Annotated in this window: 23 protein-coding genes and 1 riboswitch; of the genes, 13 read left to right on the forward strand and 10 right to left on the reverse strand. The window is 63.6% G+C overall.

The window, feature by feature from the left end; all coding sequences use genetic code 11:
- Positions 1-149: 149 nt before the first annotated feature.
- Positions 150-1,130, reverse strand: a complete 981-nt coding sequence (locus ACN6KF_RS15390) for a lytic murein transglycosylase (protein ID WP_434957673.1) — start codon at positions 1,128-1,130, stop codon at positions 150-152.
- A 350-nt stretch (positions 1,131-1,480) separates the two neighbouring features.
- Here ACN6KF_RS15390 and ACN6KF_RS15395 point away from each other — a divergent pair, with 350 nt between their 5' ends.
- Together ACN6KF_RS15395 and ACN6KF_RS15400 are read left to right on the forward strand one after the other, a co-directional pair.
- Complete coding sequence (locus ACN6KF_RS15395; RefSeq protein WP_434957674.1) at positions 1,481-2,419, forward strand: carbohydrate kinase family protein; 939 nt, start codon at positions 1,481-1,483, stop codon at positions 2,417-2,419.
- Positions 2,416-3,315, forward strand: a complete 900-nt coding sequence (locus tag ACN6KF_RS15400) for a pseudouridine-5'-phosphate glycosidase (RefSeq protein ID WP_434957675.1) — start codon at positions 2,416-2,418, stop codon at positions 3,313-3,315. Before ACN6KF_RS15395 ends, ACN6KF_RS15400 begins: the two co-directional genes overlap by 4 nt.
- 322 nt (positions 3,316-3,637) lie before the next feature.
- Here ACN6KF_RS15400 and ACN6KF_RS15405 read toward each other — a convergent pair whose 3' ends face one another.
- The 3 genes from ACN6KF_RS15405 to cysQ all read right to left on the reverse strand — a co-directional run bounded on the left by ACN6KF_RS15405 (position 3,638) and on the right by cysQ (position 6,802).
- Positions 3,638-4,810, reverse strand: a complete 1,173-nt coding sequence (locus tag ACN6KF_RS15405; RefSeq protein ID WP_434957676.1) for a coiled-coil domain-containing protein — start codon at positions 4,808-4,810, stop codon at positions 3,638-3,640.
- 222 nt (positions 4,811-5,032) lie between these two features.
- The gene (locus ACN6KF_RS15410; protein ID WP_068286233.1) at positions 5,033-5,626 is read right to left on the reverse strand and encodes a DUF1134 domain-containing protein; all 594 of its coding nucleotides are present in this window, start codon (positions 5,624-5,626) and stop codon (positions 5,033-5,035) included.
- Between the two features lie 369 nt (positions 5,627-5,995).
- Positions 5,996-6,802 (reverse strand): 3'(2'),5'-bisphosphate nucleotidase CysQ, encoded by an 807-nt coding sequence (gene cysQ, locus ACN6KF_RS15415; RefSeq protein WP_434957677.1) that lies wholly within the window; start codon positions 6,800-6,802, stop codon positions 5,996-5,998.
- Positions 6,803-7,143: 341 nt separating this feature from the next.
- Between cysQ and chpT the strand changes: the two genes are divergently transcribed.
- Genes chpT through ACN6KF_RS15430 form a run of 3 tightly spaced genes read left to right on the forward strand, consistent with a single transcriptional unit; the run spans position 7,144 to position 8,542 of the window.
- Complete coding sequence (chpT, locus tag ACN6KF_RS15420; protein WP_434957678.1) at positions 7,144-7,788, forward strand: histidine phosphotransferase ChpT; 645 nt, start codon at positions 7,144-7,146, stop codon at positions 7,786-7,788.
- 10 nt (positions 7,789-7,798) lie between these two features.
- Positions 7,799-8,179: a RidA family protein gene (locus ACN6KF_RS15425; protein ID WP_434957679.1), complete on the forward strand. Its 381-nt coding sequence runs from the start codon at positions 7,799-7,801 to the stop codon at positions 8,177-8,179.
- A gap of 54 nt (positions 8,180-8,233) precedes the next feature.
- Positions 8,234-8,542, forward strand: coding sequence for a hypothetical protein (locus ACN6KF_RS15430; RefSeq protein ID WP_434957680.1), 309 nt, complete (start codon positions 8,234-8,236; stop codon positions 8,540-8,542).
- Between the two features lie 72 nt (positions 8,543-8,614).
- On the opposite strand, the gene fliJ is transcribed toward ACN6KF_RS15430, so the two are convergent.
- Positions 8,615-8,974, reverse strand: a complete 360-nt coding sequence (gene fliJ, locus ACN6KF_RS15435) for a flagellar export protein FliJ (protein ID WP_434957681.1) — start codon at positions 8,972-8,974, stop codon at positions 8,615-8,617.
- Positions 8,975-9,825: 851 nt separating this feature from the next.
- Here fliJ and ctrA point away from each other — a divergent pair.
- The 8 genes from ctrA to ACN6KF_RS15475 all read left to right on the forward strand — a co-directional run bounded on the left by ctrA (position 9,826) and on the right by ACN6KF_RS15475 (position 17,452).
- A complete protein-coding gene (gene ctrA / locus ACN6KF_RS15440) occupies positions 9,826-10,527 on the forward strand; it encodes a response regulator transcription factor CtrA (protein ID WP_434957682.1) in 702 nt (233 codons plus the stop codon).
- A gap of 167 nt (positions 10,528-10,694) precedes the next feature.
- Positions 10,695-11,477 carry a 5'-methylthioadenosine/adenosylhomocysteine nucleosidase gene (locus tag ACN6KF_RS15445; protein ID WP_434957683.1) on the forward strand — a complete coding sequence of 261 codons (783 nt, stop codon included), beginning with the start codon at positions 10,695-10,697 and terminating at the stop codon, positions 11,475-11,477.
- Between the two features lie 95 nt (positions 11,478-11,572).
- The gene (locus ACN6KF_RS15450) at positions 11,573-12,169 is read left to right on the forward strand and encodes a hypothetical protein (RefSeq protein ID WP_434957684.1); all 597 of its coding nucleotides are present in this window, start codon (positions 11,573-11,575) and stop codon (positions 12,167-12,169) included.
- A gap of 91 nt (positions 12,170-12,260) precedes the next feature.
- Positions 12,261-12,366, forward strand: a riboswitch (glycine riboswitch).
- A gap of 157 nt (positions 12,367-12,523) precedes the next feature.
- A complete protein-coding gene (gene gcvT / locus ACN6KF_RS15455; RefSeq protein WP_434957685.1) occupies positions 12,524-13,675 on the forward strand; it encodes a glycine cleavage system aminomethyltransferase GcvT in 1,152 nt (383 codons plus the stop codon).
- Positions 13,676-13,699: 24 nt separating this feature from the next.
- A complete protein-coding gene (gcvH, locus tag ACN6KF_RS15460) occupies positions 13,700-14,071 on the forward strand; it encodes a glycine cleavage system protein GcvH (RefSeq protein ID WP_322430885.1) in 372 nt (123 codons plus the stop codon).
- 3 nt (positions 14,072-14,074) lie between these two features.
- Entirely contained in the window at positions 14,075-15,415 is a 1,341-nt protein-coding gene (gcvPA, locus tag ACN6KF_RS15465; protein ID WP_434957686.1) for an aminomethyl-transferring glycine dehydrogenase subunit GcvPA, read from the forward strand.
- Positions 15,415-16,980 (forward strand): aminomethyl-transferring glycine dehydrogenase subunit GcvPB, encoded by a 1,566-nt coding sequence (gene gcvPB, locus ACN6KF_RS15470; protein ID WP_434957687.1) that lies wholly within the window; start codon positions 15,415-15,417, stop codon positions 16,978-16,980. Before gcvPA ends, gcvPB begins: the two co-directional genes overlap by 1 nt.
- 70 nt (positions 16,981-17,050) lie before the next feature.
- Positions 17,051-17,452 (forward strand): hypothetical protein, encoded by a 402-nt coding sequence (locus ACN6KF_RS15475; RefSeq protein ID WP_434957688.1) that lies wholly within the window; start codon positions 17,051-17,053, stop codon positions 17,450-17,452.
- Between the two features lie 19 nt (positions 17,453-17,471).
- On the opposite strand, the gene speD is transcribed toward ACN6KF_RS15475, so the two are convergent.
- From speD to ACN6KF_RS15500, 5 genes are all read right to left on the reverse strand, one after another.
- Positions 17,472-17,837 carry an adenosylmethionine decarboxylase gene (speD, locus tag ACN6KF_RS15480; protein ID WP_434957689.1) on the reverse strand — a complete coding sequence of 122 codons (366 nt, stop codon included), beginning with the start codon at positions 17,835-17,837 and terminating at the stop codon, positions 17,472-17,474.
- Between the two features lie 68 nt (positions 17,838-17,905).
- Entirely contained in the window at positions 17,906-19,558 is a 1,653-nt protein-coding gene (locus ACN6KF_RS15485) for an FAD-dependent oxidoreductase (RefSeq protein WP_434957690.1), read from the reverse strand.
- Between the two features lie 42 nt (positions 19,559-19,600).
- Positions 19,601-21,109 carry a polyamine aminopropyltransferase gene (locus ACN6KF_RS15490; RefSeq protein ID WP_434957691.1) on the reverse strand — a complete coding sequence of 503 codons (1,509 nt, stop codon included), beginning with the start codon at positions 21,107-21,109 and terminating at the stop codon, positions 19,601-19,603.
- Between the two features lie 137 nt (positions 21,110-21,246).
- On the reverse strand, positions 21,247-21,474 hold the full coding sequence (locus ACN6KF_RS15495) for a DUF350 domain-containing protein (protein ID WP_434957692.1): 228 nt from the start codon (positions 21,472-21,474) through the stop codon (positions 21,247-21,249).
- Positions 21,475-21,483: 9 nt separating this feature from the next.
- Positions 21,484-21,675, reverse strand: coding sequence for a hypothetical protein (locus tag ACN6KF_RS15500; protein ID WP_434957693.1), 192 nt, complete (start codon positions 21,673-21,675; stop codon positions 21,484-21,486).
- Positions 21,676-21,679 lie beyond the last annotated feature (4 nt).

The following is a 21,679-nucleotide window of genomic DNA, read 5'->3' on the forward strand; positions in this document are numbered from 1 at the left end:
AAAAGGCCGGTCTCGGGACCTAATACGGTTCACTTAAGGAACAAACGCTCCGAATTGTCATAGCCTGGCTTGACCCGGCGATGACAAAGGTCGCGCTAACTCGAAGACGTTTAAGTGAGCTGCATTGGGTCTCGGGACCGGCCTTTTGGCTATTCCGCGATCTTCGTGGCCAGCAACGCCACCGTCTTGCGATAGAGCTCGCTGCCATTCCAAGCCTTGAGGGCATCGAAATTCGGCTCGCCAGGGTTCCAGCCGGCGCCGCGCTGCCAGCGGCCTGACAGGAACTTGGCCACGGAACCGATTACGTCGGCCTGGCTCTTGACCAGATCCTTATGGCCATCGCCGTCAAAATCCACCGCATGCTTGAGATAGGAAGTCGGCATGAACTGGACTTGGCCGATCTCGCCCGCCCAGGCGCCGCGCATTTCGTGCAGCGGCACGTCGCCCTTGTCGACGATGGTGAGGGCGGCAAACAATTCGGGGCGGAACCTGTCACCGCGGCGGCAATCGAAGGCGAGGGTCGCCAACGAGCGGATGCTCTCGAACTTGCCGACATTGGCACCGAAATCGGTCTCGAGCGCCCACAGGGAAGCGATGATCGGCGCCTGCACGCCATATTCGGCCTCGGCCTTGTCGAACACCGCCTGGTACTTCTTGATCACCTGCTTGCCGCGTTTGATGCGGTAGGCATTGACCATGCGGCCCGAGAATTCCTCGAAGGTCTGCGAAAAGGTCTTCCGTTGGGCGCGATCGAGCCCGATCACCTTGGGGTCGTAGCTGACGCCGTCCAGAGCCGCCATTCCCTGAGTGCCGATGCCCCTGGCCAGCGCATCCTTCTTGAAATTCTCAAGCCAGGCCGGGAAGCCGGCGGGATCGGTGGGCGTGGTGCAAACCTGGACTTGAGTCTGGGGCTGCGGCTGTGCCTGCCCCTGGGGCTGTACGGCGGGCTGCGTCCCGGATTGCGGCTGGGCTTGGGGAGCAGGTTGGGCTTGGGGAGCGGGTTGACCTTGAGGCTGCTGTTCGGCCTGAGGCTGTGGCTGGGCTTGGGGCGGCGAAGGTTGCGGCTCCGTCTGGGCCAGGGCTGGCGAGGCCATCAGCAACAGGGCAGCAAGCAGGGGGGCAGTGCGCATGAAACCATCTCGGAGGGAAGAAGAGCCACAAAAGCCAAACAAGAATGCGCAAAATGTGGCGGTTGCCGGGAAAGAGCAAGGCCTAGGCGGATTCCCTCTGGTCGAGCCCGTGGCTCGACCAGAGGGAATCCGCTGGATCTCAAACGCCTGCAGAATTTCCTGATAGTGCCCGTTCGTGGGTGCTATCAGGAAATTCTGCTTGACCGGAAGGCGCGCTTCTCATGGCTGCAATCGTGGCATGACGCAAGAGGAAAGCGGCAACCGGCGGAGCGTCGCATTGTTGCGGGCACGAATCTGTGGCACGGGAGGCGCTTTGGGGCATCTCGAAGAGCTGCCCGTCGTGAGGAAGCATGGCCTATCGTCCCGTTCTGTGTGCAGGGGGCTGCGTCATCGACCGCGTCGGCGAGACCGCCGATGCGAAGGAGCGCCTCTACACCTCGAACATCGGCACGATGCGCACCAGCCTGGGTGGCGTTGCCCGTAACGTGGCGGAGAATTTGGCGCGTCTTGGCGTCGATGTCGGCCTCGTGTCGCTGGTCGGCGACGACCTGGAGGGTCGCCGAGTCATGGAGGAAAGCAGCCGGGCCGGCATCGACATGACCAGCGTCATCGCCACAAGCGGTGCGACGACCGCCTCCTACACCGCCATCTTCAGCGGCGAGGGCGAACTGGTGATCGGCCTCGCCGACATGGCGATCTTCGACCGGATCGCGCCCGAAGCCATCGCCGCCCGGCTGGCTGCCTTCCCTTCGGATGGCTATGTGTTCGCCGATGCCAACCTGCCGCCAGCTGCATTGCAGGCCGTGGCAGAGGCCAAGGGTGCCCGTCCCCTCGCCTGCGTGCCCGTCTCGGTACAGAAACTGGCCAAGCTCGTACCCATCCTGGCTGCGATCGACATCCTCTTCCTCAATCTCTACGAGGCGCGCGCCCTGCTCGGGAGCGAGGACGAAGCGGAGGATCTGGCTGCCAGGCTCGCTGCCGGCCCGGTGCCGCGCGGACTGCTCACGCTCGGTCCCCGAGGGGCTCTCGCCTGGGAGGGGGGCAAGGTCACGCCGATCGCGGCGCTTCCCTCCCGCCCGACCAACGTCAACGGTGCCGGGGATGCGCTGGCCGGCGGCACGCTGGCGCGCCTTGCCGCCGGCGACACCTTTCTCACGGCAGCCCGTCGCGCCATGGCCGCCGCCGCCCTTACGGTCGAATCACCCCAGACTGTGCGCTCCGATCTCACCATGCAGGCCGTGCTGGCCCGCCACGCCCTTTCCCATCCCCTCGAAACGATAGAGCCATGACCTCCATTACCCATTCGCCCGCCGTCGCCGCAGCCCTCCGCGAGGGCAAGCCGGTGGTTGCCCTCGAGTCCACCATCATCACCCATGGCATGCCATGGCCCCAGAATGTCGAGACAGCCCGCAAGGTCGAAGCTGCCGTCAGGGCTGGAGGCGCCGAACCGGCGACCATCGCGGTGCTGGAGGGCGTCATCCATGCCGGGCTCGAGGACAGCCAGCTCGAAGCCATGGGCCAGGCCACGGGCTTCCTGAAGCTCAGCCGCGCCGATCTCGGCTATGCCGTGGCCACCAGGAAGAACGGCTCCACCACGGTGGCAGCCACCATGATCGCCGCCGACCGTGCCGGTATCCGCGTCTTCGCCACGGGCGGCATCGGCGGCGTGCACCGCGGTGTCGAGAAGACCTACGACATCTCGGCTGACCTGCAGGAACTGGCGCGCACGCCGGTCTGCGTCGTCTGCGCCGGCGCCAAGGCTATTCTCGACCTGCCCAAAACCCTGGAAACGCTGGAAACGCTCGGCGTGTCGGTTGTCGGCTACGGCTCCGACGAATTTCCCGCTTTCTGGAGCCGCAAGAGCGGCCTGGCGGCGCCGATTCGCCTCGATGATCCCGCCGACATCGCCGCCCTGATCCGCGCCCGCGCCGAATTGCGCCTCGATGGCGGCGTGCTGGTCGGCAATCCCATCCCGCTGGCCGACGAGATCGCCGCCAATGAGATCAATCCCGCCATCGAGGCGGCCGTGGACGAAGCCGATGCCATGGGCATTTCCGGCAAGGCTCTCACGCCGTTCCTGCTCTCGCGCATGCTTGACCTCACCCAGGGGCGCAGCCTGATCGCCAACATCGCCCTGGTGGAAAACAATGCGCGCCTGGCGGCGAAGATCGCCGCCGCGCTTTAAGCCCAGATCATTATACCGGGTCGCGAAAAGAGTGACTCACGGCAAGCCGATACGGGAGGCGACATTTGGAGGGCGGGTCTGATGACCACCCCTTTCAAGATGTTGAGTTCTAAAGTCCAGATAGAGCGGTGCAACCCCTCATCCGCTTGCCAGCACCTTCTCCCCTTGCGGGTATCGTCCACTCCACTTGGAGTGGACTGGGTGCCCCGAGGGGGCGGATGAGGGGTCGCAATGCCCTATCCAGCCTTCGCCGGGTTTTAGATTCGAAAGACCTTGAAAGGCGTGGGTATAACTACAAGCCGAGAATGCATGGGCAACGCCGTCAGCGGGGCGCGGCTTCCCGGCTGTCTACAGCGTGCGGCTCGTTCGCCGCCAGATCGTTCGCCGCCTGGCGCTCCGGTCCGGGCACCACGCCGACGGCCCTGCGGGTCGCCGCCTCGCGGGCGATCTCGGCAGCGACCTGTGCCATTTCACGCCGCAGCAGGCTGTTGTCGGCTTCGATGCGCAGCCAGGATTCATGAGCCTCTTCGCGAAGAGCGGCAAGTTCGGCCTGCAAGCGAGCCCGCTCGATCTTGAGGGCACCGATTTCTTCCTCGGCCGCGCTCGGCTCCGCGCTGCGGCGCAGGCGATTGAGCTCGGCGATCAGTTCGGCCTCCCGTCCGGCCGCCAGCGCAAGCCGCGCATCGCGCTCGGCCAGCAGGGCGTCCTTGCGGCGCAGGTCTGCCTCCCAATCCGAGAACCGGACCTGACTGTCCGATTTCTCCGTTTCGGCCACCTGCCTCCTGTCGGCCATCGTCTGCAATTCGCGCTGCAACGAGGCCGTGCGCGCCTCGAGGGCGGCGATCGCAGTATCGCGCCGCATCAACTCGATGGACTGGGTGGCGAGGCGATCATCCTTGCCGGACGCCAGTTCCAGCACTTCCTGCAATTCATGCTGATGCAGAACCGCGCCATCTTCCGCCGCAGCGAGCTTGGTGCGAAGAGCGACCACTTCGATGCGCAGGCTGTCATTGCTTCCCCGCGCCGAGGCAAGTTCGCGGCCATGATCGAGCGCTTCGTCGTCGCGCAGCGCAATGGTTACCCGCGCTGCCGCCAGTTCTGCCTTGAGGGCTGCAACATCCTGCTGGGCGGCGAGCACGCCGCGCTGGGCGTTGGCAGCACCTTCTTCCATCTGGGCAAGCCTGGCAGCATCAACTCCGAGCAGGGTTTCGAGCCGGCGCAGCCTTTCGGTCTGCCGGCCATGTTCAGCCATGAGCTGATGGCGCCGGGCTCTCTCGTTCTCAACCTTCTGCTCAAGGCGGCGATGCCGTATGGCCGCTTCCGCGCGGACATGATCCTGAGCAGCCCGAACCTGCGCCATCGACAGGGGCAGCGCAGTTTCCATTTCACGGCGGATCAAGCGACGCGCACGGCCCCAGATCGCGGGCACCATGGCCAATGCGGCCAGGGCGGCGAGCGCTCCTCCCAGGAAAAAGGCAATCGCATAATCGAGCACGGCAGAGTCTCAGTACGGCGATATCTTCGCTGTACTATACGTCAATTCGACGACATTGCAGGGTGAAAACGCACAGCGTGCTTAAAATCGCACTTCGATGTCCCGCCAGCATCCATGACGTGCGGTTTGCCTAGATGATCTGATGGCGGCTCTGGCATCGGCATTTTTCTGCCAAGATCAAAGCCAGCAACCGCCCTCAGGATCCCGCAAGGTTGTGCGTGATCAGAAGGGATTCCACGTCGCGGACGGCGTGAATTTGAGATAACCCAGATTGATGCCGAGGCGGGCTCCGACGCCGGACTTGATGGGCACCACCATCATATTGCCATCGCCCAGCGCGGTCATGCCAAAGCCACCGATAATATAGGCTGAACCGGCGATTCCGGGGAAGCGGCTGTAGATCTCGTCGATCCGGTCCATATTGTAGACCAGCATCATGGTGCGCGCGCCGTCGCCGCCGAAATCCCACCCGACGGAGGGGCCCTGCCAGTAGACCTTGCGGTCGCCGACATTGCGGGTGAACATCGTGCCCTCGCCGTAGCGAAGCCCTCCGATGAAGGCGCCCGAGCCTTCCTGGCCGAGGATGTAGCCGTTGGGCTCACCCCAGCGCGCCACGGCCTTCTGAATGGTGAGCGCCAGGTCCCTCGACACGGTGCCGAAGAAACGATGGCCTGAATTGACGAGTTCGTTGGAGGAGATGCGCTCCGGCCGCTCCGACTGCGCAAGCGCCAGAGACGGGGAGACGAAGCCGGTCGCGGACAGAGCCATGCCGGCCATCATGGTAAGAGCCTTGCGGCGGGGAAGAATATCGTTCATCGCGAGCCTCGTTGGCTGAGGGTCTGGCCTCTGTGAGCCCTATTTTGTGGCCCATCAGCGTTAACAAATTGCTTCCAAGGGCAAAGTGCGTCTGCAAGGCAGCGCTGCCTTGCCCTCGTTCTTCGTTTCGACGCGTCCGCGCGGGTCCCGGTGAGGCCACCAGATCGCAGGAGGCTTTGGCGATACGACCATGCGATTCCAACAGGCAAAACGCCCGGAAGCATGGCTAGATTTACGCAGGATTGAGGCAAGGAGGCCTGCAGGATTGCACCGACCCGGGATCGAGCGGGGCCGCCGCAAGGGCTCGACCGTGGCTATTTACGGGGAGCGAGCTTATTTGCCAGGAGTGTCTTGCTTGGGAGGCGTGTCTTATTTGCGGGGAGTATCTTGGCCCCAGGCCACGAAGGCGACATTGCGGAAGCCGGCCTCGGTCTTGCCATAGAGAAAATCTTCGCCATCGGGCATCAGAACCTGCCCCCCAGCAGCGGAGAGCACGGCATGGCCGGCGGCGACATCCCATTCCATGGTCGGCCCGAAGCGCGGATAGACATCGGCGACGCCTTCCGCAACCCGGCAGAACTTCAGCGATGACCCCGCCTCGCGCCGGTCGGCAATGGGGTATTCAGCCAGAAAAGCCTCGCTCTTGGCGTCAGGATGCGAACGGCTGCACAGGGCCGTCAGTCCTTCGGCCGGGTAGGCCCGCGTGGAGATCGACTCTTCGACGCCGTCCTGCACGCGCCACGCCGTGTCGCCGCCAGCGTAAAGCGTATCCACAGCCGGCGCGAACACGCAGCCCGCCACCGGCTTGCCATCTTCGATCAGGGCGATGTTGACGGTGAACTCGCCGTTGCGGTGAAGGAATTCCTTGGTGCCATCAAGCGGGTCGACCAGGATGAAGCGGGTTCCGACCTCGGGAATTACGCCCTTGGCCGCGCACTCTTCCGCCACCACCGGCACATCAGGCATCACATCCGCCAGCCTTCGCAGGATGATCGCCTCGGCCAGTTCGTCGGCCTCCGTCACGGGCGAGCGGTCATCCTTGATGCGGGCCGTGCATTCCTTGGCATAGACCTGCATGATGGCGACGCCCGCTTCACGGGCAATGTCGGCAAAGACACGCGCAATAGCATCGGGCGTGGAAGCGAGCGGGGACGAGGACTGAGCGGTCTGGTTCAAAGGGGCCTCCGATAACAGGGCCTGTTTAGTCTCATGGACACCATGCCGCAAGAATATTGGGTCTGCCTTGCCTTTCCGCATCCCTTCGAGATCGCTCTTCTGGGTTGTACAAAGCGCGGAACGGAAAGGCGGAATGCCCAGGCCGTGCTTACCGATATCGCCCATGAACAGGCGATATCGGTAAGCACGGCAACCGTTTGAGATTGTGCCGATTCCCCCTGATCGAGCCTGGCTCGATCAGGGGGAATCGGCTTAGCGCCTTCACATCCCGTGCGGCAGAGTCTATCTGAAAACCTTATTTCCGAGACTTGATTCTCTCTTGATTTACCCTGGGTGCTGCGATGACCGCTGGTTTTCAACTCGATGCGCTTGATCTGGCCGCCCTGCTCTGCTCTCGCGTGTGCCATGATGTGATCAATCCGGTCGGCGCCATCGTCAACGGGCTCGAAGTCCTCGAGGACGAGGACGATGCCTCGATGAAGGCTTTCGCCCTCGACCTGATCAAGAAAAGCTCCAGGAATGCCTCGGCCCGCCTGCAATTTGCACGGATTGCCTTCGGTGCCGCCGGCTCGGCCGGAGCCTCGATCGACCTCGGCGATGCCGAGAATGTGGCCAGGGGCTTCATCCAGGACGAGAAGGTGACGCTCAGTTGGTCGGCGCCGCGCCAGTTCATGCCCAAGAACAAGGTCAAGCTGCTGCTGAACCTGCTCGTGGTCGCCACCACCACCATTCCGCGCGGCGGCTCCATCAATGCCAAGGTGACGGGAGATCCCGAGGCTCCGACCTTCGAGGTGATCTCGCTCGGGGGCAATTCGCGCATTCCGCCCGGCCTGATCAACCTTCTCGCGGGCGAGCCGGAGAACGGCACGCTCGATAGCCATCTGATCCAGCCCTATTATACCGGGCTGATCGCCCGCGCCGCCGGCATGTCCGTCGCCGTCGAGACGATCGATGGCGGCGTGCGCATCGCGGCCACGCCGGTGTGAGGAAATATCCATGCCCCGCAAACTGATCTCGACCGGCTCCCCGCTCGAACGCAGCGCCGGCTATTCCCGCGCCGTGGTGCAGGGCGACTGGTGCTTCGTTTCAGGCACCACCGGCTATGATTATGCCAGCATGACGCTGCCGGAAGATGTCGCCGCCCAGACCGAAAACACGTTGGCGACCATCGAAAAGGCGCTGGCCGAGGGCGGCTTTGCCATGAGCGAGGTGGTGCGCGCGACTTATTATGTGACCGGCACCGAGCATGTGGAGACCGTGATGGCGGTGACTGGCCGGGTCTTCGGCGAGATCAGGCCGGCAGCCACAATGCTGATCTGCGATCTCATCAAGCCAGAGATCAAGGTTGAAATCGAGGTTACGGCATTTCGCGGCTGACGCACTTTGCTCTAGGATCCCCACCGAGAAGGCCGATTGCAGGGAGTATGTCTCATGCGCAGCGTGCTGATCCGCCTGTGTCTGGCTGCGGCCCTGCTGACCGTCGGCCAGGGATGGTGGCCGGTGCTGGCGCAGGACAATCAGGCCAAACCGGCGGAGCCTCCGGCTCCTTCCCAGCCTGTTGCCCCTGACGACCGCGTGTTTTCCTTCATCGCCGGTCACCCCGATTGTACTGAAATCACCGATGAATGCATCATTTGTGCGGTGGTGAACGGCAAGCCGATGTGCTCGACCCCGGGTATCGCCTGCGTGCGCAAGGATCTGCGCTGCACCAGTACCAAGCCGCCGACACCCAAGCAGTGAGCGGCGGCCCCGTATCATCCCGATGGTACCCAAGCCGGAGGCCGGCCGGGCCTGTACGTCCAGCGTCGGTATCTATTGAGCGGCGATGCTGCGCTCGCTTGCCTTCTCGCGGTCATCGAGCGTCTCGACCATCTTCAGATCCTCCAGGGCATCGGCGAGCGCGCTCCTGGCATCTTCCAGCTTGACCTTCAGATCATCGGCAGAGCCACGCAGATTGTCCCGACGCGCAGTCGCTGCGCGGGCATAGGTCGGATAGGCAAAATGGCTTGGATCGGTGATGCCGGCCTTGGCTTCCTCAGCCTTGATTTCGCGGTCCAGTTCGGCTGCCATGCGCTCGAACTCAGCCACCATGGTTTCGATCTGGACGACCTGGCGGCGTCTCTCGTCTGCCTGGAAGCGCTTGAGACGAATAAGGGTATCGCGCGACTTCATTACTCATTACTCCATCAGCCGCATCGGCCCGCCGCCCTATGGTGGAGGACAGGCCGCACAATCGGATCGCCAAGCCATCGGCCCGGCGAAGACCCACACCATCCGGCATGGACGTGAATTCTTCCTTACTCGCCGCAAAAAAGCCGCGAACCAAGGCGGGACAGTCGACAGTCAAGAAAATCGTGCGCCATGATTTACCAAGTCGATACATCACTTCTCCATGCGGCGGCCGCTTTTCTTAAGATTTCTCCTGGGATCGGCCGACTGCGGAAAGACTACCGGCTCCGGTCGGCACTATGCTTCACACTGGGCAGCGACGGCAGAATTAATACTGCGTTCACTTGTTTCTAACAGCTTGAAGAAGCAAGCAGATTCGATGAAGCGGCCCCGCAATGAACCGACCAGCCTCTTTCCTCGCCGATGAAGCAGCCGCCGCTCTCGCCATGGGACGGGGCACTCGAGGAAAGCTGTTGATTCGTTCTAAATCCCTAAGAACCTGCCCCGACGGTAACCATTAATTTACCTGCCTCGTTAATGATCCCTAACAACGGTCAACGAACTCACCGCCACGTTTGTCCAAATCCTGCGGCGAATGGGTGAGTCGGTTGAATCGCTTAGGCAGGTTTCTTCATGTGAATGTTGACGCTTGCTGCTCACCGAATCTGTCTTTCAGGCAATGTGTTACAGGGAGTTTTGTACCTTGTTTTCAAGTTTCGCTTGCATGAGAGAATCACAATTTGTTAACCATGCCTGCGTAGCGTCGCGGTTGATCATCGACGAGGTGACTTCACCGTGCCGTCTGCGCATTCGCGACGGCGGTCGACCCTCCGAGGCCGCAGTGGGGGATTGAGATGCGCGTACTTCTTGTCGAAGACGATAGCGCCACGGCGCAAAGCATTGAGCTGATGCTCAAGTCAGAGAGTTTCAACGTCTATACGACGGATCTGGGCGAGGAAGGTGTCGATCTCGGCAAGTTGTACGATTACGACATCATTCTGCTCGACCTGAACCTTCCCGACATGTCGGGCTACGAGGTTCTGCGCTCCCTCAGGGTGGCCAAGGTCAAGACGCCGATCCTGATTCTATCAGGCCTTGCCGGCATCGAGGATAAGGTGAAGGGTCTCGGCTTCGGCGCCGACGACTATCTGACCAAACCTTTCCACAAGGATGAGCTGGTTGCGCGCATCCACGCCATCGTCCGCCGTTCCAAGGGCCATGCCCAGTCGGTGATCGCCACCGGCGACCTCGTGGTCAATCTCGACACCAAGACGGTCGAGGTCCATGGCTCGCGTGTGCATCTGACCGGCAAGGAATATCAGATGCTGGAGCTGCTCTCGCTGCGCAAGGGCACCACGCTGACCAAGGAGATGTTCCTCAACCATCTCTATGGCGGCATGGACGAACCCGAGTTGAAGATCATCGATGTCTTCATCTGCAAGCTGCGCAAGAAGCTCGCCAACGCCACCAACGGGTCCAATTACATCGAGACCGTCTGGGGTCGCGGCTATGTGCTGCGCGAGCCCAACGAGATCGAAGAGCGCATCGCGGTCTGACGCCGCGCCTCCCCCATGAACGAGACGAGGTGGCCGGGCTCAGTCCCGGCCTTTTCTTTTGGCAAGGCCGGCGGCCGCCTCGGAATGGCTTGACATCAAGACGATGAACGAATGGCCTATGGTGTCTGTTCCCGCCTTCGCCGAACCGCCCTCCCCCGGAAGCCCCCATGACAATCTCTTCTACCTCGCCCCTCGGCATTCTCGTCCCGCTCGCCGAGGAGGCCGAAGCGCTTTTCGCCCTGATGAAGCAGGACGGCGCCACACAGACACTGCGCATCGGCGGCAGGGATTATCACAGCGGCCATCTCTTCGGCCGTCCCTGCGTGCTGACGCTCTCGCGGGTCGGCAAGGTCGCCGCCGCCACCGCCACTGCGGGCCTCATCCATGCCTATCAGGTCGGCGCCATCCTCAATGTCGGCGTGGCCGGCGGCGCGGCCCGATCGGTGAAGGTCGGCGATATCGTGGTCGGTGATGCGATGCTCCAGCACGATCTCGACGCGAGGCCGATCTTCCCGCGCTATGAGGTACCCTTGACGGGCATGTCCCGCTTTGCCGCCGATGCCGCCATCAGCAACAGCCTGTCGCGGGCGATCGAGGCCTTCCTGGCCGAGGATCTGCCGCAGCTCTCCGCCGAGATTCGCGACCGGTTCGCTCTCGCCGCCCCCCGCCTCCATCGCGGCCTGATCATCAGCGGCGACCAGTTCGTCAACGGCCATGCCGCGGTCGCAGCCCTGCGCAACGACATTCCGGACGCTTTCGCCATCGAGATGGAAAGCGGAGCGATTGGCCAGATCTGCCACGACTATGGTGTGCCCTGTGCCGTGCTGCGTACCATCTCCGACAGCGCCGACGACAATGCCCATGTCGATTTTCCGGCTTTCCTCGCCACAGTCGCCAGTTTTTACTCCCATCACATCCTGCGCCGCTTCCTGCAGCACACGGACTGGTAATCGGACCGAAGGGCCTGTGCATGCGCGCGCCTGCCGGACTGGCCGAAGCCGAACGGCATGCTATAAGGACGCCGTGCATTCAGCGGAGCGTGACGATGGTTGGCAGTCAGTATGGCGTCTGGGCGGCTCGTAGCGCCCTGTTGGCAGGTGTGGTCGCCCCGGCGCTCCTTCTCGGCGGCTGCACCAGCAGCATGATCACCGGTGTCTATGGCACGCCGACGGAAACGGCTGCGCCAACGCAGACGCAGACCGCCTCCCAAGCGCCGCTGCGGGTGGATTTCGACCCCGATACCGAATGCCCGCAGATCAACATTCCTACCGGTGCTGCGGCCTATGGCCCTCCCAGCGCGCAATTCTCGATCACCAATTTCGCCCGTGAGTGCGACCTTGCCAGCGGCAATACCGTTACCATCAAGATCGGCGTGGAGGGCCATGTCGCCTCGGCCGGGGGCGGCGGCTATTCGGCGCCGGTGCGCATCACCATCCGCGACCGCGACGAGAAGCCCGTCTACACCAAGGTGATCCGCGTCTCAGCCGCGGCGACGCCTGGCGGCGGCCCGGGCAGTTTCCGGGTGGTCGATACCTCGGCACCGATCACCATCGGCCTCGAACAGCCACTCAGTTCCTATGACATCGTGGTCGGTTTCGACGGCAAGGGCGGCACGGTCACCAAGAAAAAGCGGCGGGGCTGAGCGCCTTAAAATTCCTCAGACCTTTTCTCATCGCGCCGTATTCTGTTGGGTTGACGACAGGTGAGGCCAGGGATAGCTTCCCGGCATTCGGCCGATCCCCGCGGAAGAGTTCGGTCTGATTCTCTTGGGAATCACGGACCGGCGCCGAAGGAGCAACCGCCCCGGAAACTCTCAGGCACCCGGACCGCGGGGGAACGAAACTCTGGAAAGCGGCACGAATGCGCAAGCATTCGGGCTCACCGAAGGGCGTAAGTGGTTCCCCAGGGTGCGGAATCGCGAAATCTCTCAGGTAACCGCGACAGAGGGGGCACAACCGGACATTCGTCCGGCGTGCACCCTTTTGCCGGAGTCCCCATGGCCGAGCCAGCCGCAAGCCCAGATCCGCAAACGCTCCTAAAGACTCCTCTTCATGCCGAGCATGTCGCCCTCGGCGCGCGCATGGTGCCGTTTGCCGGCTACGACATGCCGGTCCAGTATCCCACCGGAATCATCGCCGAGCACAACCACACGCGCAGCGCCGCCGGCCTGTTCGACGTATCGCATATGGGGCAGGCCTATCTCATCGCCGACAGCCATGACGCCGTCGCTGCGGCCCTGGAAACCCTGGTGCCGGCCGATATTCTCAATCTCGCCCCTGGCCGCCAGCGCTATACCCAGTTCCTGAACGACGAGGGCGGCACGCTCGACGATTTGATGGTGGCGCGCTCGACCGACCCCGCCGAAGACGGCAAGCTCGCCCTGGTGGTCAATGCCGGCTGCAAGGAAGCCGATTTTGCGCTCCTGCGCGACAAGATCGGCGACAGTGCCCAGCTGGTCGTCGCCGCCGACTATGCCCTGCTCGCGCTGCAGGGCCCTCTCGCTGCCGCCGTGCTGGCGGATCATTGCCCGGACGCTGGAGCCATGCCCTTCATGGCCTCCCACCGCTCGACCTTCGACGGCATTGCGGTCGGCCTCTCCCGCTCGGGCTATACCGGCGAGGACGGCTACGAGATTTCAGTTCCCAACGACAAGGCCGTTGCGCTCTGGCGCACGCTTCTCGCGGACGAACGGGTCAAGCCGATCGGCCTCGGCGCCCGCGACTCGCTGCGCCTGGAAGCCGGCCTGTGCCTCTATGGGCATGAACTCGATCCCACGATCTCGCCGATCGAGGCCGGTCTTCTCTGGTCGATCCAGAAGCGCCGGCGCGAACAGGGCGGCTTTCCCGGCGCTTCCCGCATCCAGCGCGAAATCGCGGAAGGGCCCGCTCGCATCCGCGTCGGCCTCAAGCCGGAAGGGCGCTCGCCCGTACGCGAGGGCGCGGCCCTGAAGAACAAGGCCGGCGAGACCGTCGGCATCGTCACCTCGGGCGGCTTCGGCCCCACCGTGGCCGGCCCCATTGCCATTGGCTATGTGGCCCCTGCCCTGGCGGCCGAAGGCACCGGCCTCACCGTCGAATTGCGCGGCAAGGATGTGCCGATCCAGGTCGTACCGCTGCCCTTCGCCCCGCACCGCTTCCACCGTTCCTGAGCTATCCAGAGATTGAGGAAAACCATGGCCACGATTAAGTTCACCAGCGACCACGAATATGTGTCCGTCGAGGGCGACGTCGCCACGATCGGCATCACCGACTACGCCCAGTCGCAGCTCGGCGACGTGGTGTTCGTCGAGCTTCCGGCCACCGGCAAAGTGCTCAAGCAGGGCGACGAAGCCGCGGTGGTTGAATCGGTGAAGGCCGCCAGCGAAGTCTATGCCCCGGTATCCGGCACGGTGATCGAGGCGAACGAGGGCCTGCCCGACTCTCCCTCCACGGTGAACGAGGACCCGCTCGGCAAGGGCTGGTTCATCAAGATAAAGCTCTCCAATCCGGCCGAGCTCGATGCCCTCATGGACGATGCGGCCTACAAGGCCCATATCGGAGCCTGATCCATGCGCTATCTACCCCTGACCGCCGATGATCGCAGCGCCATGCTGGCGAAGATCGGCGTCAACGGCATCGACGATCTCTTCGCCAACGTCCCCGCCGACAAGCTTCTGAAGGCGCCCCCCGTTCTGCCCAATACCAAGAGCGAAATGGCGGTCGAGAAGATCATGATCGCCTTCGCCTCGCGCAATGTGACGGCGTCCTCGGTGCCCTTCTTCGTCGGGGCCGGCGCCTACAAGCACCACGTGCCGGCAACCGTCGACCATCTGATCCAGCGTTCGGAATTCCTCACCTCCTACACGCCCTATCAGCCCGAGATCGCCCAGGGCACGCTGCAATATCTCTACGAGTTCCAGACCCAGGTCGCGTTGCTGACCGGCATGGAAGTCGCCAATGCCTCGATGTATGACGGCTCGACCGGCACGGCCGAGGCCGTGCTGATGGCCCATCGCGTCACGCGCCGCTCCAAGGCGATCCTCTCCGGCGGCCTGCATCCGCACTACACCGATGTGGTGCACACCATCTCGAAAATGGCCGGCCATCACGAAGTGGCCATGCCTGCCGACGTCGACGGCAGCGAGGATCTGATCGCTGAAATCGACGGGGAAACCTCCTGCGTGGTGGTGCAGAACCCGGACGTCTTCGGCAATCTGCGCGACCTTACTCCGATCGCCGAGGCGGCGCACAAGGCCGGCGCCCTCTTGATCGCGGTGTTCACCGAAGCGGTTTCGCTCGGCCTCGTCAAATCGCCGGGCGAAATGGGCGCCGACATCGTGGTCGGCGAAGGCCAGTCGATCGGCAATGCCCTCAATTATGGTGGGCCCTATATCGGCCTGTTCGCGACCAGGCACAAATATGTACGCCAGATGCCGGGCCGCCTGTGCGGCCAGACGGTGGACGCCGAGGGCCGGCGCGGTTTCGTGCTGACCCTGTCCACCCGCGAGCAGCATATCCGCCGCGACAAGGCGACCTCCAACATCTGCACCAATTCCGGCCTGTGCGTGCTCGCCTTCACCATCCACATGGCGCTGCTCGGCGAGAAGGGCCTGCGCAAGCTCGCTCTCGTCAACCACGCCAATGCGGTGAAGCTGGCCGACATGCTGACCAAGGTGAAGGGAATCGAGATCATCCAGAAGAGCTTCTTCAACGAATTCGCCATTCGGGTGCCCGGCAGTGCCGCCTCGCTCTTAGAAAAGCTGGCCGCCAGGGGGATTCTGGGAGGCGTGCCCTATTCGCGGCTGTCGCCCAATGCCGAGCTGAAGGATCTGTTGATCATCGCTTCCACCGAAGTGAATACCGACGAGGACCGCACCGCCCTCGTGAGTGCCCTGAAGGAGCTGGTCTGATGTTGAACCGTCAGGGACGCCCCTCCTCCCCCGGCGATGGCGCCGAGGCGTCCCATCCCACCTTCACCGGCAACCGCGCCCTCATCATCGAGGAAGCTTTGCTGTTCGAGACCGGCCGCACCGACGTGACCGGCGTCGACGTCGAGGAGGTCGAGGATTTCGAGCCGAGGCTCGGCGCCTTCGAGCGCAAGGATCCGATCGGCCTGCCCGGTTTCTCCGAGCCGGAGGCGATGCGCCATTTCGTGCGCCTGAGCCAGAAGAATTTCGGCATCGATACCGGGCTTTTCCCGCTCGGCTCCTGCACCATGAAGCACAATCCGCGCCTCAACGAGAAGGTGGCGCGACTGCCAGGCTTTGCCGATATCCATCCGCTGCAGCCGATCTCGACCGTGCCCGGCGCGCTGGCGGTGATCGACCATCTCGCCCATTATCTGAAGACCCTCACCGGCATGCCGGCCGTAGCGATGAGCCCGAAGGCCGGGGCACATGGCGAGCTTTGCGGCATGATGGCGATCAAGGCCGCCATCGCGGCCAGGGGCGAAGGCGATACGCGCAAGGTCGTGCTGGTGCCCGACTCGGCCCATGGCACCAATCCGGCCACTGCCGCTTTGATCGGCTTTTCGGTGGAATCCATCCCCGTGCGCGAGGACGGCACCGTCGATCCGGCCGAAATCAAGAAGGCTTTGGGGCCGCATGTCGCCGCGATCATGCTGACCAACCCCAACACCTGCGGCCTGTTCGAGCGTGATATCCGTGCCATCGCCGATGTGGTGCACGAGGCGGGCGCCTATTTCTACTGCGACGGCGCCAATTTCAACGCCATCGTCGGCAAGGTCCGCCCCGGTGATCTCGGCGTCGATGCCATGCATATCAACCTGCACAAGACCTTCTCGACGCCCCATGGCGGCGGTGGGCCGGGCGCGGGGCCGGTGGTGCTTTCCGACAAGCTCGCGCCCTTCGCGCCCTTCCCCTATGTCGTCAATGCCCGCGTGCTGGTCGAGCGGGCCGAAGAGGTGATGAATGGCGAGACGCCCTTCGGCCGCCTCACCGCCTTCCACGGCCAGATGGGCATGTTCACGCGGGCGCTGACCTATATGCTCTCGCATGGCACGGACGGCATGCGGCAGGCCTCGGAGGACGCGGTGCTGTCCGCCAACTATATCCGCGCCAGTCTGCAGGATTTGATGTCCGCCCCCTTCGGCGACCAGCCCTGCATGCACGAAGCGTTGTTCGACGACACCTGGCTCAAGGACACCGGCGTGACCACGCTCGATTTCGCCAAGGCGATGATCGACGAGGGCTATCATCCGATGACCATGTATTTCCCCCTGGTGGTGCACGGCGCCATGCTGATCGAGCCGACGGAGAGCGAATCCAAGGCCTCGCTCGACCTCTTCATCGCTACGCTGCGCGACCTTGCTTTGGCCGCCAGGCGCGGCGAGACGGAGCGCTTCTCCGGCGCCCCCTATCACGCACCGCGCCGGCGCCTGGACGAAACCAGGGCCGCCCGCCAGCCCGTGCTGCGCTGGACGCCGCCGGAGCCGATCAAGGACGCAGCGGAATAGGGGCGAAATAGGAAACGATCATTCCCGCCGGGCTCAGATCCGGCGGGATTTTTACATCTACGGGCAAGGCATGGGCTTCTTCCAGCTTTTCATCGACCGTCATCTCGATACCGAGACGATCAAAGGCGCCGTCCGACACTATTTCGAGCCGGACCGGACGATCGCCTATTTCGGCTCCAAGGACGAGATGATTGAGAGCTGGGGTGCGGGTGGCGACACGCCGCTCGACGTCCATGTCATCGTGCGGCCCCTGAGCGAAACCTATCCTTTCCTGATGGAAATCTGGCAGCCCGGCGCTGACTCGATCGAGGAGGAGCGGCGCTTCGCCCTCTATTTTTCGAAGGCCGCGGATTGCCGCTCAATCATCACAGACGAGGAACTGAACCCCTATAGCTGGTATTGCGTGCATCCATCGGGAACGATCGAGACGATCTACCTCACCGATGCCGATATGGGCACCGAGGAGGGCTGATGCCTGCAGGGCAATTGCCCTATCCCCGCCGATGCTCGCTTACCTTCACCCGCCCTGGCGCGAAATGAGCCTCCAGCACCGGCAGGGCCTGGCGGGGATCGCAGCGCCCGCACATGAAGATGTCGAGGGCGGCATAGCCGGTCTCGGGCCAGGTGTGGATGCTGATATGGGACTCGGCGAGCAAGGCGACGCCGGTGATGCCGCCGGTGTCGCCGAAGCCATGCAGCTTGACGCCGAGCACCGTGGCCCCACAGGCGGCCGCAGCTTTGCACAAAGCGTGCTCGATGCCCATGGCGTCGGTGAGGCCCTGGCAGTCCCAGAAATCGATGAGCAGATGCAGGCCGGGGGCAAAGGCCCGGGCCTGGACGGCGGCTCCATCCGCCATCGAGTCTGGCTCGGCTCCCGAGGTTTGTGCCTGCACTGCCAATGGCTTTCCCTGCTCTGCCCGCGCCATCACAGCACCGTTTCGAAGGGATGGGCAAGAGAGGCCATGGCGTTCTCGGCCGCACGCACGCCATGCGTATAGGCTTCCTCGAAGATGGAAACGCCGCTCATGTCGGAATGGGCGGTGAAGACCGGCGGCCGCTGCTGCAGTCCCGCCCGCCGCTGTCCACCCCAGATGAAGCCCGGCACCGGCCGGATCATGGCGTGTCCCCAGATCCAGACATCGGCCCGCTCGACATGGCCTTCGAGCTCGGGATGCACGGCAAGGAGTTCCTTCAGGAAGACCGCCTGCCATTCCGCCAGGGGACGGGCAAGAGCCTCGCGGCGGGCGTCCTCGGGCGGCAGATGGCTGATCGGCCAGTAATAGGTCAGCACCGTCTTGGTCGGGCGCATCTGCGTGATCTGATGGGTGGCGACGACATAGCCGAGCAGGGGGCTGTCGAATACGACATTGTCCCAGCTCAGATTGGCGCCGGTGCCGCCGGGCAGGCGGCTCAGCGTAATGTTGGCGACCGCCCAGGGCGCATAGGAGAAGCCGGCGGCAAGGTTCTGGTCGCGCAGCAGCCGCGCTGTGACGAAATGCGGCGTCGCCAGGATGGCGGCCTTCGCCTCGATGCGGAAGACCTTGTCTTGAGCCGCGTCCCAGACGTCGACGGCGACGCCGCCCTCTCCGGTCTCGACGGCGTAGGCCAGAGAGCGCGTCCGTATGCGGGGACCGAGCGCTTCGGCGAGGCGGCGCGCGAGATAGCCATTGCCCTCCGGCCAGGTGACCAGGCCCTGGTCCTCGGCATCGGCGCCGCGGCCATTGCGGGCAGCGAAATAATGAATGCCGGCCCAGGCCGACACGTCGCGCGAGCGCGTGCCGTAGTCGTCGCGGCAGCAATAATCGACATACCAGGCCAGGGACGGCGAGCGATACCCCTCCCGCTCCATCCAGGCCGTCATGGTGATGCCGTCGAGCGCCATCAAATCGGCATCCTGCGAGCTCAGATCGAGCGGGATGGCGAAGGCGCGCCGACCGTCACTGCCGATACGCTGGCGAAACGCCTTCATCGCGGCAAAGAAGCGCTTGCCGTCGGCCTCTTCGTCGGCGTTGAGACCGATAGCGGGCATCAGGCCTTCCTGCCAGCGCCCATAGCGATAGAGCCGCTCGGAGGGATCCGCGCAGAGGGCATAGTCGTCATAGATGGCCGTGCCCTTGGCGTCGTAGCCGGTGATGATGCCGAAATCCCGGAACAACGCCCTGACAGCCCTCGCCTCCTCGGTGAGCAGCGGCACGTAATGGGCACCCCAGGGGAAGGCACAGACCTCGTTGCGGCCGCTGGCGGCATTGCCGCCGGGTGAAGCCTCGAGATCGAGCAGCAGGAAATCGTCATAACCGGCCTTGGCCAGGCGGTAGCCCGCGCCGAGACCTGCGATCCCCCCGCCCACGATAAGGATGCCGGTTTTCAGGATCTCCCCCGGGCTGGAGAAGCCACCGCTCCGCAGCCTGTGGCCGATGCGAGAGGAGGCGCCGACCAATTCACCGGGAACAGCGCCGCCCTCGCCGCCTCCCGGCAGCCCCTTGCCCGCCAGCAAGTCTCCTCCGACCAGCCCGGCACCGGCTAGTCCGAGCGAGGCAGCCCCCAAAGCGAGGAATTGCTTGCGGCTGATCCGGGTCACGGTGAAGGTCGCCCTGAAAGCGGTAAGCTCGAAGCCGAATGTCTAATAAATGAGGTAATTGCCCCACTCCTCGTCGAAATAGCGCACCAGCGGCTGGTCATCGAGGCGCTGGATGGCGGTGGCGACATGGGCCATGTCGGGCGGGAACTGAAACATCGCCTGCATGGTCGTGAGGTCGAGGAAGCGCAGCCCCTCGGGCAGGCGGTCCGGCTGACGATAGGGCGAGAAGGAGCCGATTATGAAGCCCCACTCCCCGAAAGAGGGCACGAAGAGGTGATAGGCCGCGGTCTGATAGCCGGCCGCCGCCAGCGTGTTGTTGACACACCAGAAGGATTTGCGCGCGACCAAAGGCGAGGTGCTCTGGATCACCACCAGGCCATCTTGGTTCAGCGCCGATTTCAAGAGGCGGTAGAAGGTGAGCGAATAGAGCTTGCCGATCGAGAAATTGGATGGGTCGGGCAGATCGATGATCACCGCGTCGAAGCGCATCTCGGCCGGTTTCTGCTCGCGCAGCCAGAGGAAGGCGTCGGCGTTGATGAGGGTTAGCTTGGGCGAGGACAGCGAACCCCCATTGAGGCCCGTCATCATCTCGTTGTGCGAGAACAGGCGAGTCACGGCCGGATCGAGATCGACCATGGTGACCGCCTCGACCGCCGGATATTTCAGGACCTCTCGTAGCGCCAGCCCGTCGCCGCCGCCGATGATCAGCACCCTGCGCGGTGCCTTGAGCGCGCTCATCACCGGATGCACCAGCGCCTCGTGGTAGCGATATTCATCGAGTGAGGAGAATTGCAGGTTCGAATTGAGGAAGAGGCGGACGTCGCGCTGCTGGCGCGTGACCACGATGCGCTGATAGGGCGTGGATTCGGCGTAAACAACCGTGCCCGGATAGGCACTCGCCTCCGCTACCGACTGGATGCGTTCGGACCAGACGAAGCCGGCGCCGAGCGCGATCAGAACGACAAAGGCAGCCACCTTGTGCGCGCCGCGGCGGAGTATCGGCGCCTTGATCGCATACAGCACCCAGATCGCCACCAGGGTGTTGAGGATGCCGAACAGGAAGGCCGAGCGGATCAGGCCGAGATAGGGCACCAGCACCAGCGGAAACAGCAGGGAGGCGAAGAGCGCACCGATATAGTCGAAGGTGAAGACCTTGGAGACCAGGTCCTTGAAGGCGAGCCGCCCTTCCAGGATGCGCAGCAGCAGCGGAATCTCGATGCCGACCAGGATGCCGATCACCCCGACCAGGGAATAGAGCCAGAGGCGGAAAGAGGCGACATGGTCGAACAGGATGAAGAGGGCAGCAGCCGAACTGCCACCGACCGCCCCGACCAGCAGCTCGATACGGACGAAATGGCCGAGCAGGTCGCGCTCGATATAGCGTGAGAGCCAGGAGCCGACACCCATGGCGAAGAGATAGGTACCGATGATGGTGGAGAACTGCGTGACGGAATCGCCGAGCAGATAGCTCGCCAGCGTGCCGGCGATCAGTTCGTAGATCAGCCCGCAGGTTGCGATCACGAAGGCCGAGAAGAGCAGCAGGATTTCCACGAACGCGCCTTACCCCAATCTGCTTCGAGACTGCTTCTTCCTGGGACCACAGGAGTCTCGCCTGCTCTTTCTATCGGCCTGCCTCTGCGCTTCCAAGTGCAGGCGAGACGCCTGCGGTCCCTGGAGCATTAGGGCCATCAGCCATGGATGGCCGAGGCGATGATGATGGCGATGCCGAGCGCCACGGCGCCCAGGAAGATCGCCAGCGCCGTGTTCCGTTTCTCGCACAATTCCTTCCAGACCTGCACCTTCGGGGTCAGCAGGTCGAGCAGCCAGAAGGCGATGACGAAGACGACGAGGCCGATGCCGGAATAGACCAGCGAGGCAACCACATATTTCAGTTCGATCAGGCCCGAGACATCCATGAAAGCCCCCTATTTATGATATGAATAGCCGCCGCCGGAGCTTCTACCGCCGCCGAACCAGCCGGAGGAGCCGCCATCGTCGCTGCTCCTGATGCCGCGGCTGGTCGTCTGTTTGCCGTGCCACATAGTGGCCAGCGAATAGCCGCCGAAATTGCCGAGGGTCATGCCGAACACGACCGCAGCGGCGTAGATCATCTGCATCCTG

This window comes from Labrys methylaminiphilus subsp. lupini (assembly GCF_051161885.1).
In the GTDB taxonomy this organism is placed as follows: Bacteria; Pseudomonadota; Alphaproteobacteria; order Rhizobiales; family Labraceae; genus Labrys.

Bases quoted from the DNA above. Each gene is read 5' to 3' on its own strand.
- ACN6KF_RS15390 (WP_434957673.1), bottom strand. From the start codon at position 1,130: ATGCGCACTGCCCCCCTGCTTGCTGCCCTGTTGCTGATGGCCTCGCCA.
- ACN6KF_RS15395 (WP_434957674.1), top strand. From the start codon at position 1,481: ATGGCCTATCGTCCCGTTCTGTGTGCAGGGGGCTGCGTCATCGACCGC.
- ACN6KF_RS15400 (WP_434957675.1), top strand. From the start codon at position 2,416: ATGACCTCCATTACCCATTCGCCCGCCGTCGCCGCAGCCCTCCGCGAG.
- ACN6KF_RS15410 (WP_068286233.1), bottom strand. From the start codon at position 5,626: ATGAACGATATTCTTCCCCGCCGCAAGGCTCTTACCATGATGGCCGGC.
- chpT (WP_434957678.1), top strand. From the start codon at position 7,144: ATGACCGCTGGTTTTCAACTCGATGCGCTTGATCTGGCCGCCCTGCTC.
- ACN6KF_RS15425 (WP_434957679.1), top strand. From the start codon at position 7,799: ATGCCCCGCAAACTGATCTCGACCGGCTCCCCGCTCGAACGCAGCGCC.
- ACN6KF_RS15430 (WP_434957680.1), top strand. From the start codon at position 8,234: ATGCGCAGCGTGCTGATCCGCCTGTGTCTGGCTGCGGCCCTGCTGACC.
- fliJ (WP_434957681.1), bottom strand. From the start codon at position 8,974: ATGAAGTCGCGCGATACCCTTATTCGTCTCAAGCGCTTCCAGGCAGAC.
- ctrA (WP_434957682.1), top strand. From the start codon at position 9,826: ATGCGCGTACTTCTTGTCGAAGACGATAGCGCCACGGCGCAAAGCATT.
- ACN6KF_RS15445 (WP_434957683.1), top strand. From the start codon at position 10,695: ATGACAATCTCTTCTACCTCGCCCCTCGGCATTCTCGTCCCGCTCGCC.
- ACN6KF_RS15450 (WP_434957684.1), top strand. From the start codon at position 11,573: ATGGTTGGCAGTCAGTATGGCGTCTGGGCGGCTCGTAGCGCCCTGTTG.
- gcvT (WP_434957685.1), top strand. From the start codon at position 12,524: ATGGCCGAGCCAGCCGCAAGCCCAGATCCGCAAACGCTCCTAAAGACT.
- gcvH (WP_322430885.1), top strand. From the start codon at position 13,700: ATGGCCACGATTAAGTTCACCAGCGACCACGAATATGTGTCCGTCGAG.
- gcvPA (WP_434957686.1), top strand. From the start codon at position 14,075: ATGCGCTATCTACCCCTGACCGCCGATGATCGCAGCGCCATGCTGGCG.
- gcvPB (WP_434957687.1), top strand. From the start codon at position 15,415: ATGTTGAACCGTCAGGGACGCCCCTCCTCCCCCGGCGATGGCGCCGAG.
- ACN6KF_RS15475 (WP_434957688.1), top strand. From the start codon at position 17,051: ATGGGCTTCTTCCAGCTTTTCATCGACCGTCATCTCGATACCGAGACG.
- speD (WP_434957689.1), bottom strand. From the start codon at position 17,837: ATGGCGGATGGAGCCGCCGTCCAGGCCCGGGCCTTTGCCCCCGGCCTG.
- ACN6KF_RS15495 (WP_434957692.1), bottom strand. From the start codon at position 21,474: ATGGATGTCTCGGGCCTGATCGAACTGAAATATGTGGTTGCCTCGCTG.
- ACN6KF_RS15500 (WP_434957693.1), bottom strand. From the start codon at position 21,675: ATGCAGATGATCTACGCCGCTGCGGTCGTGTTCGGCATGACCCTCGGC.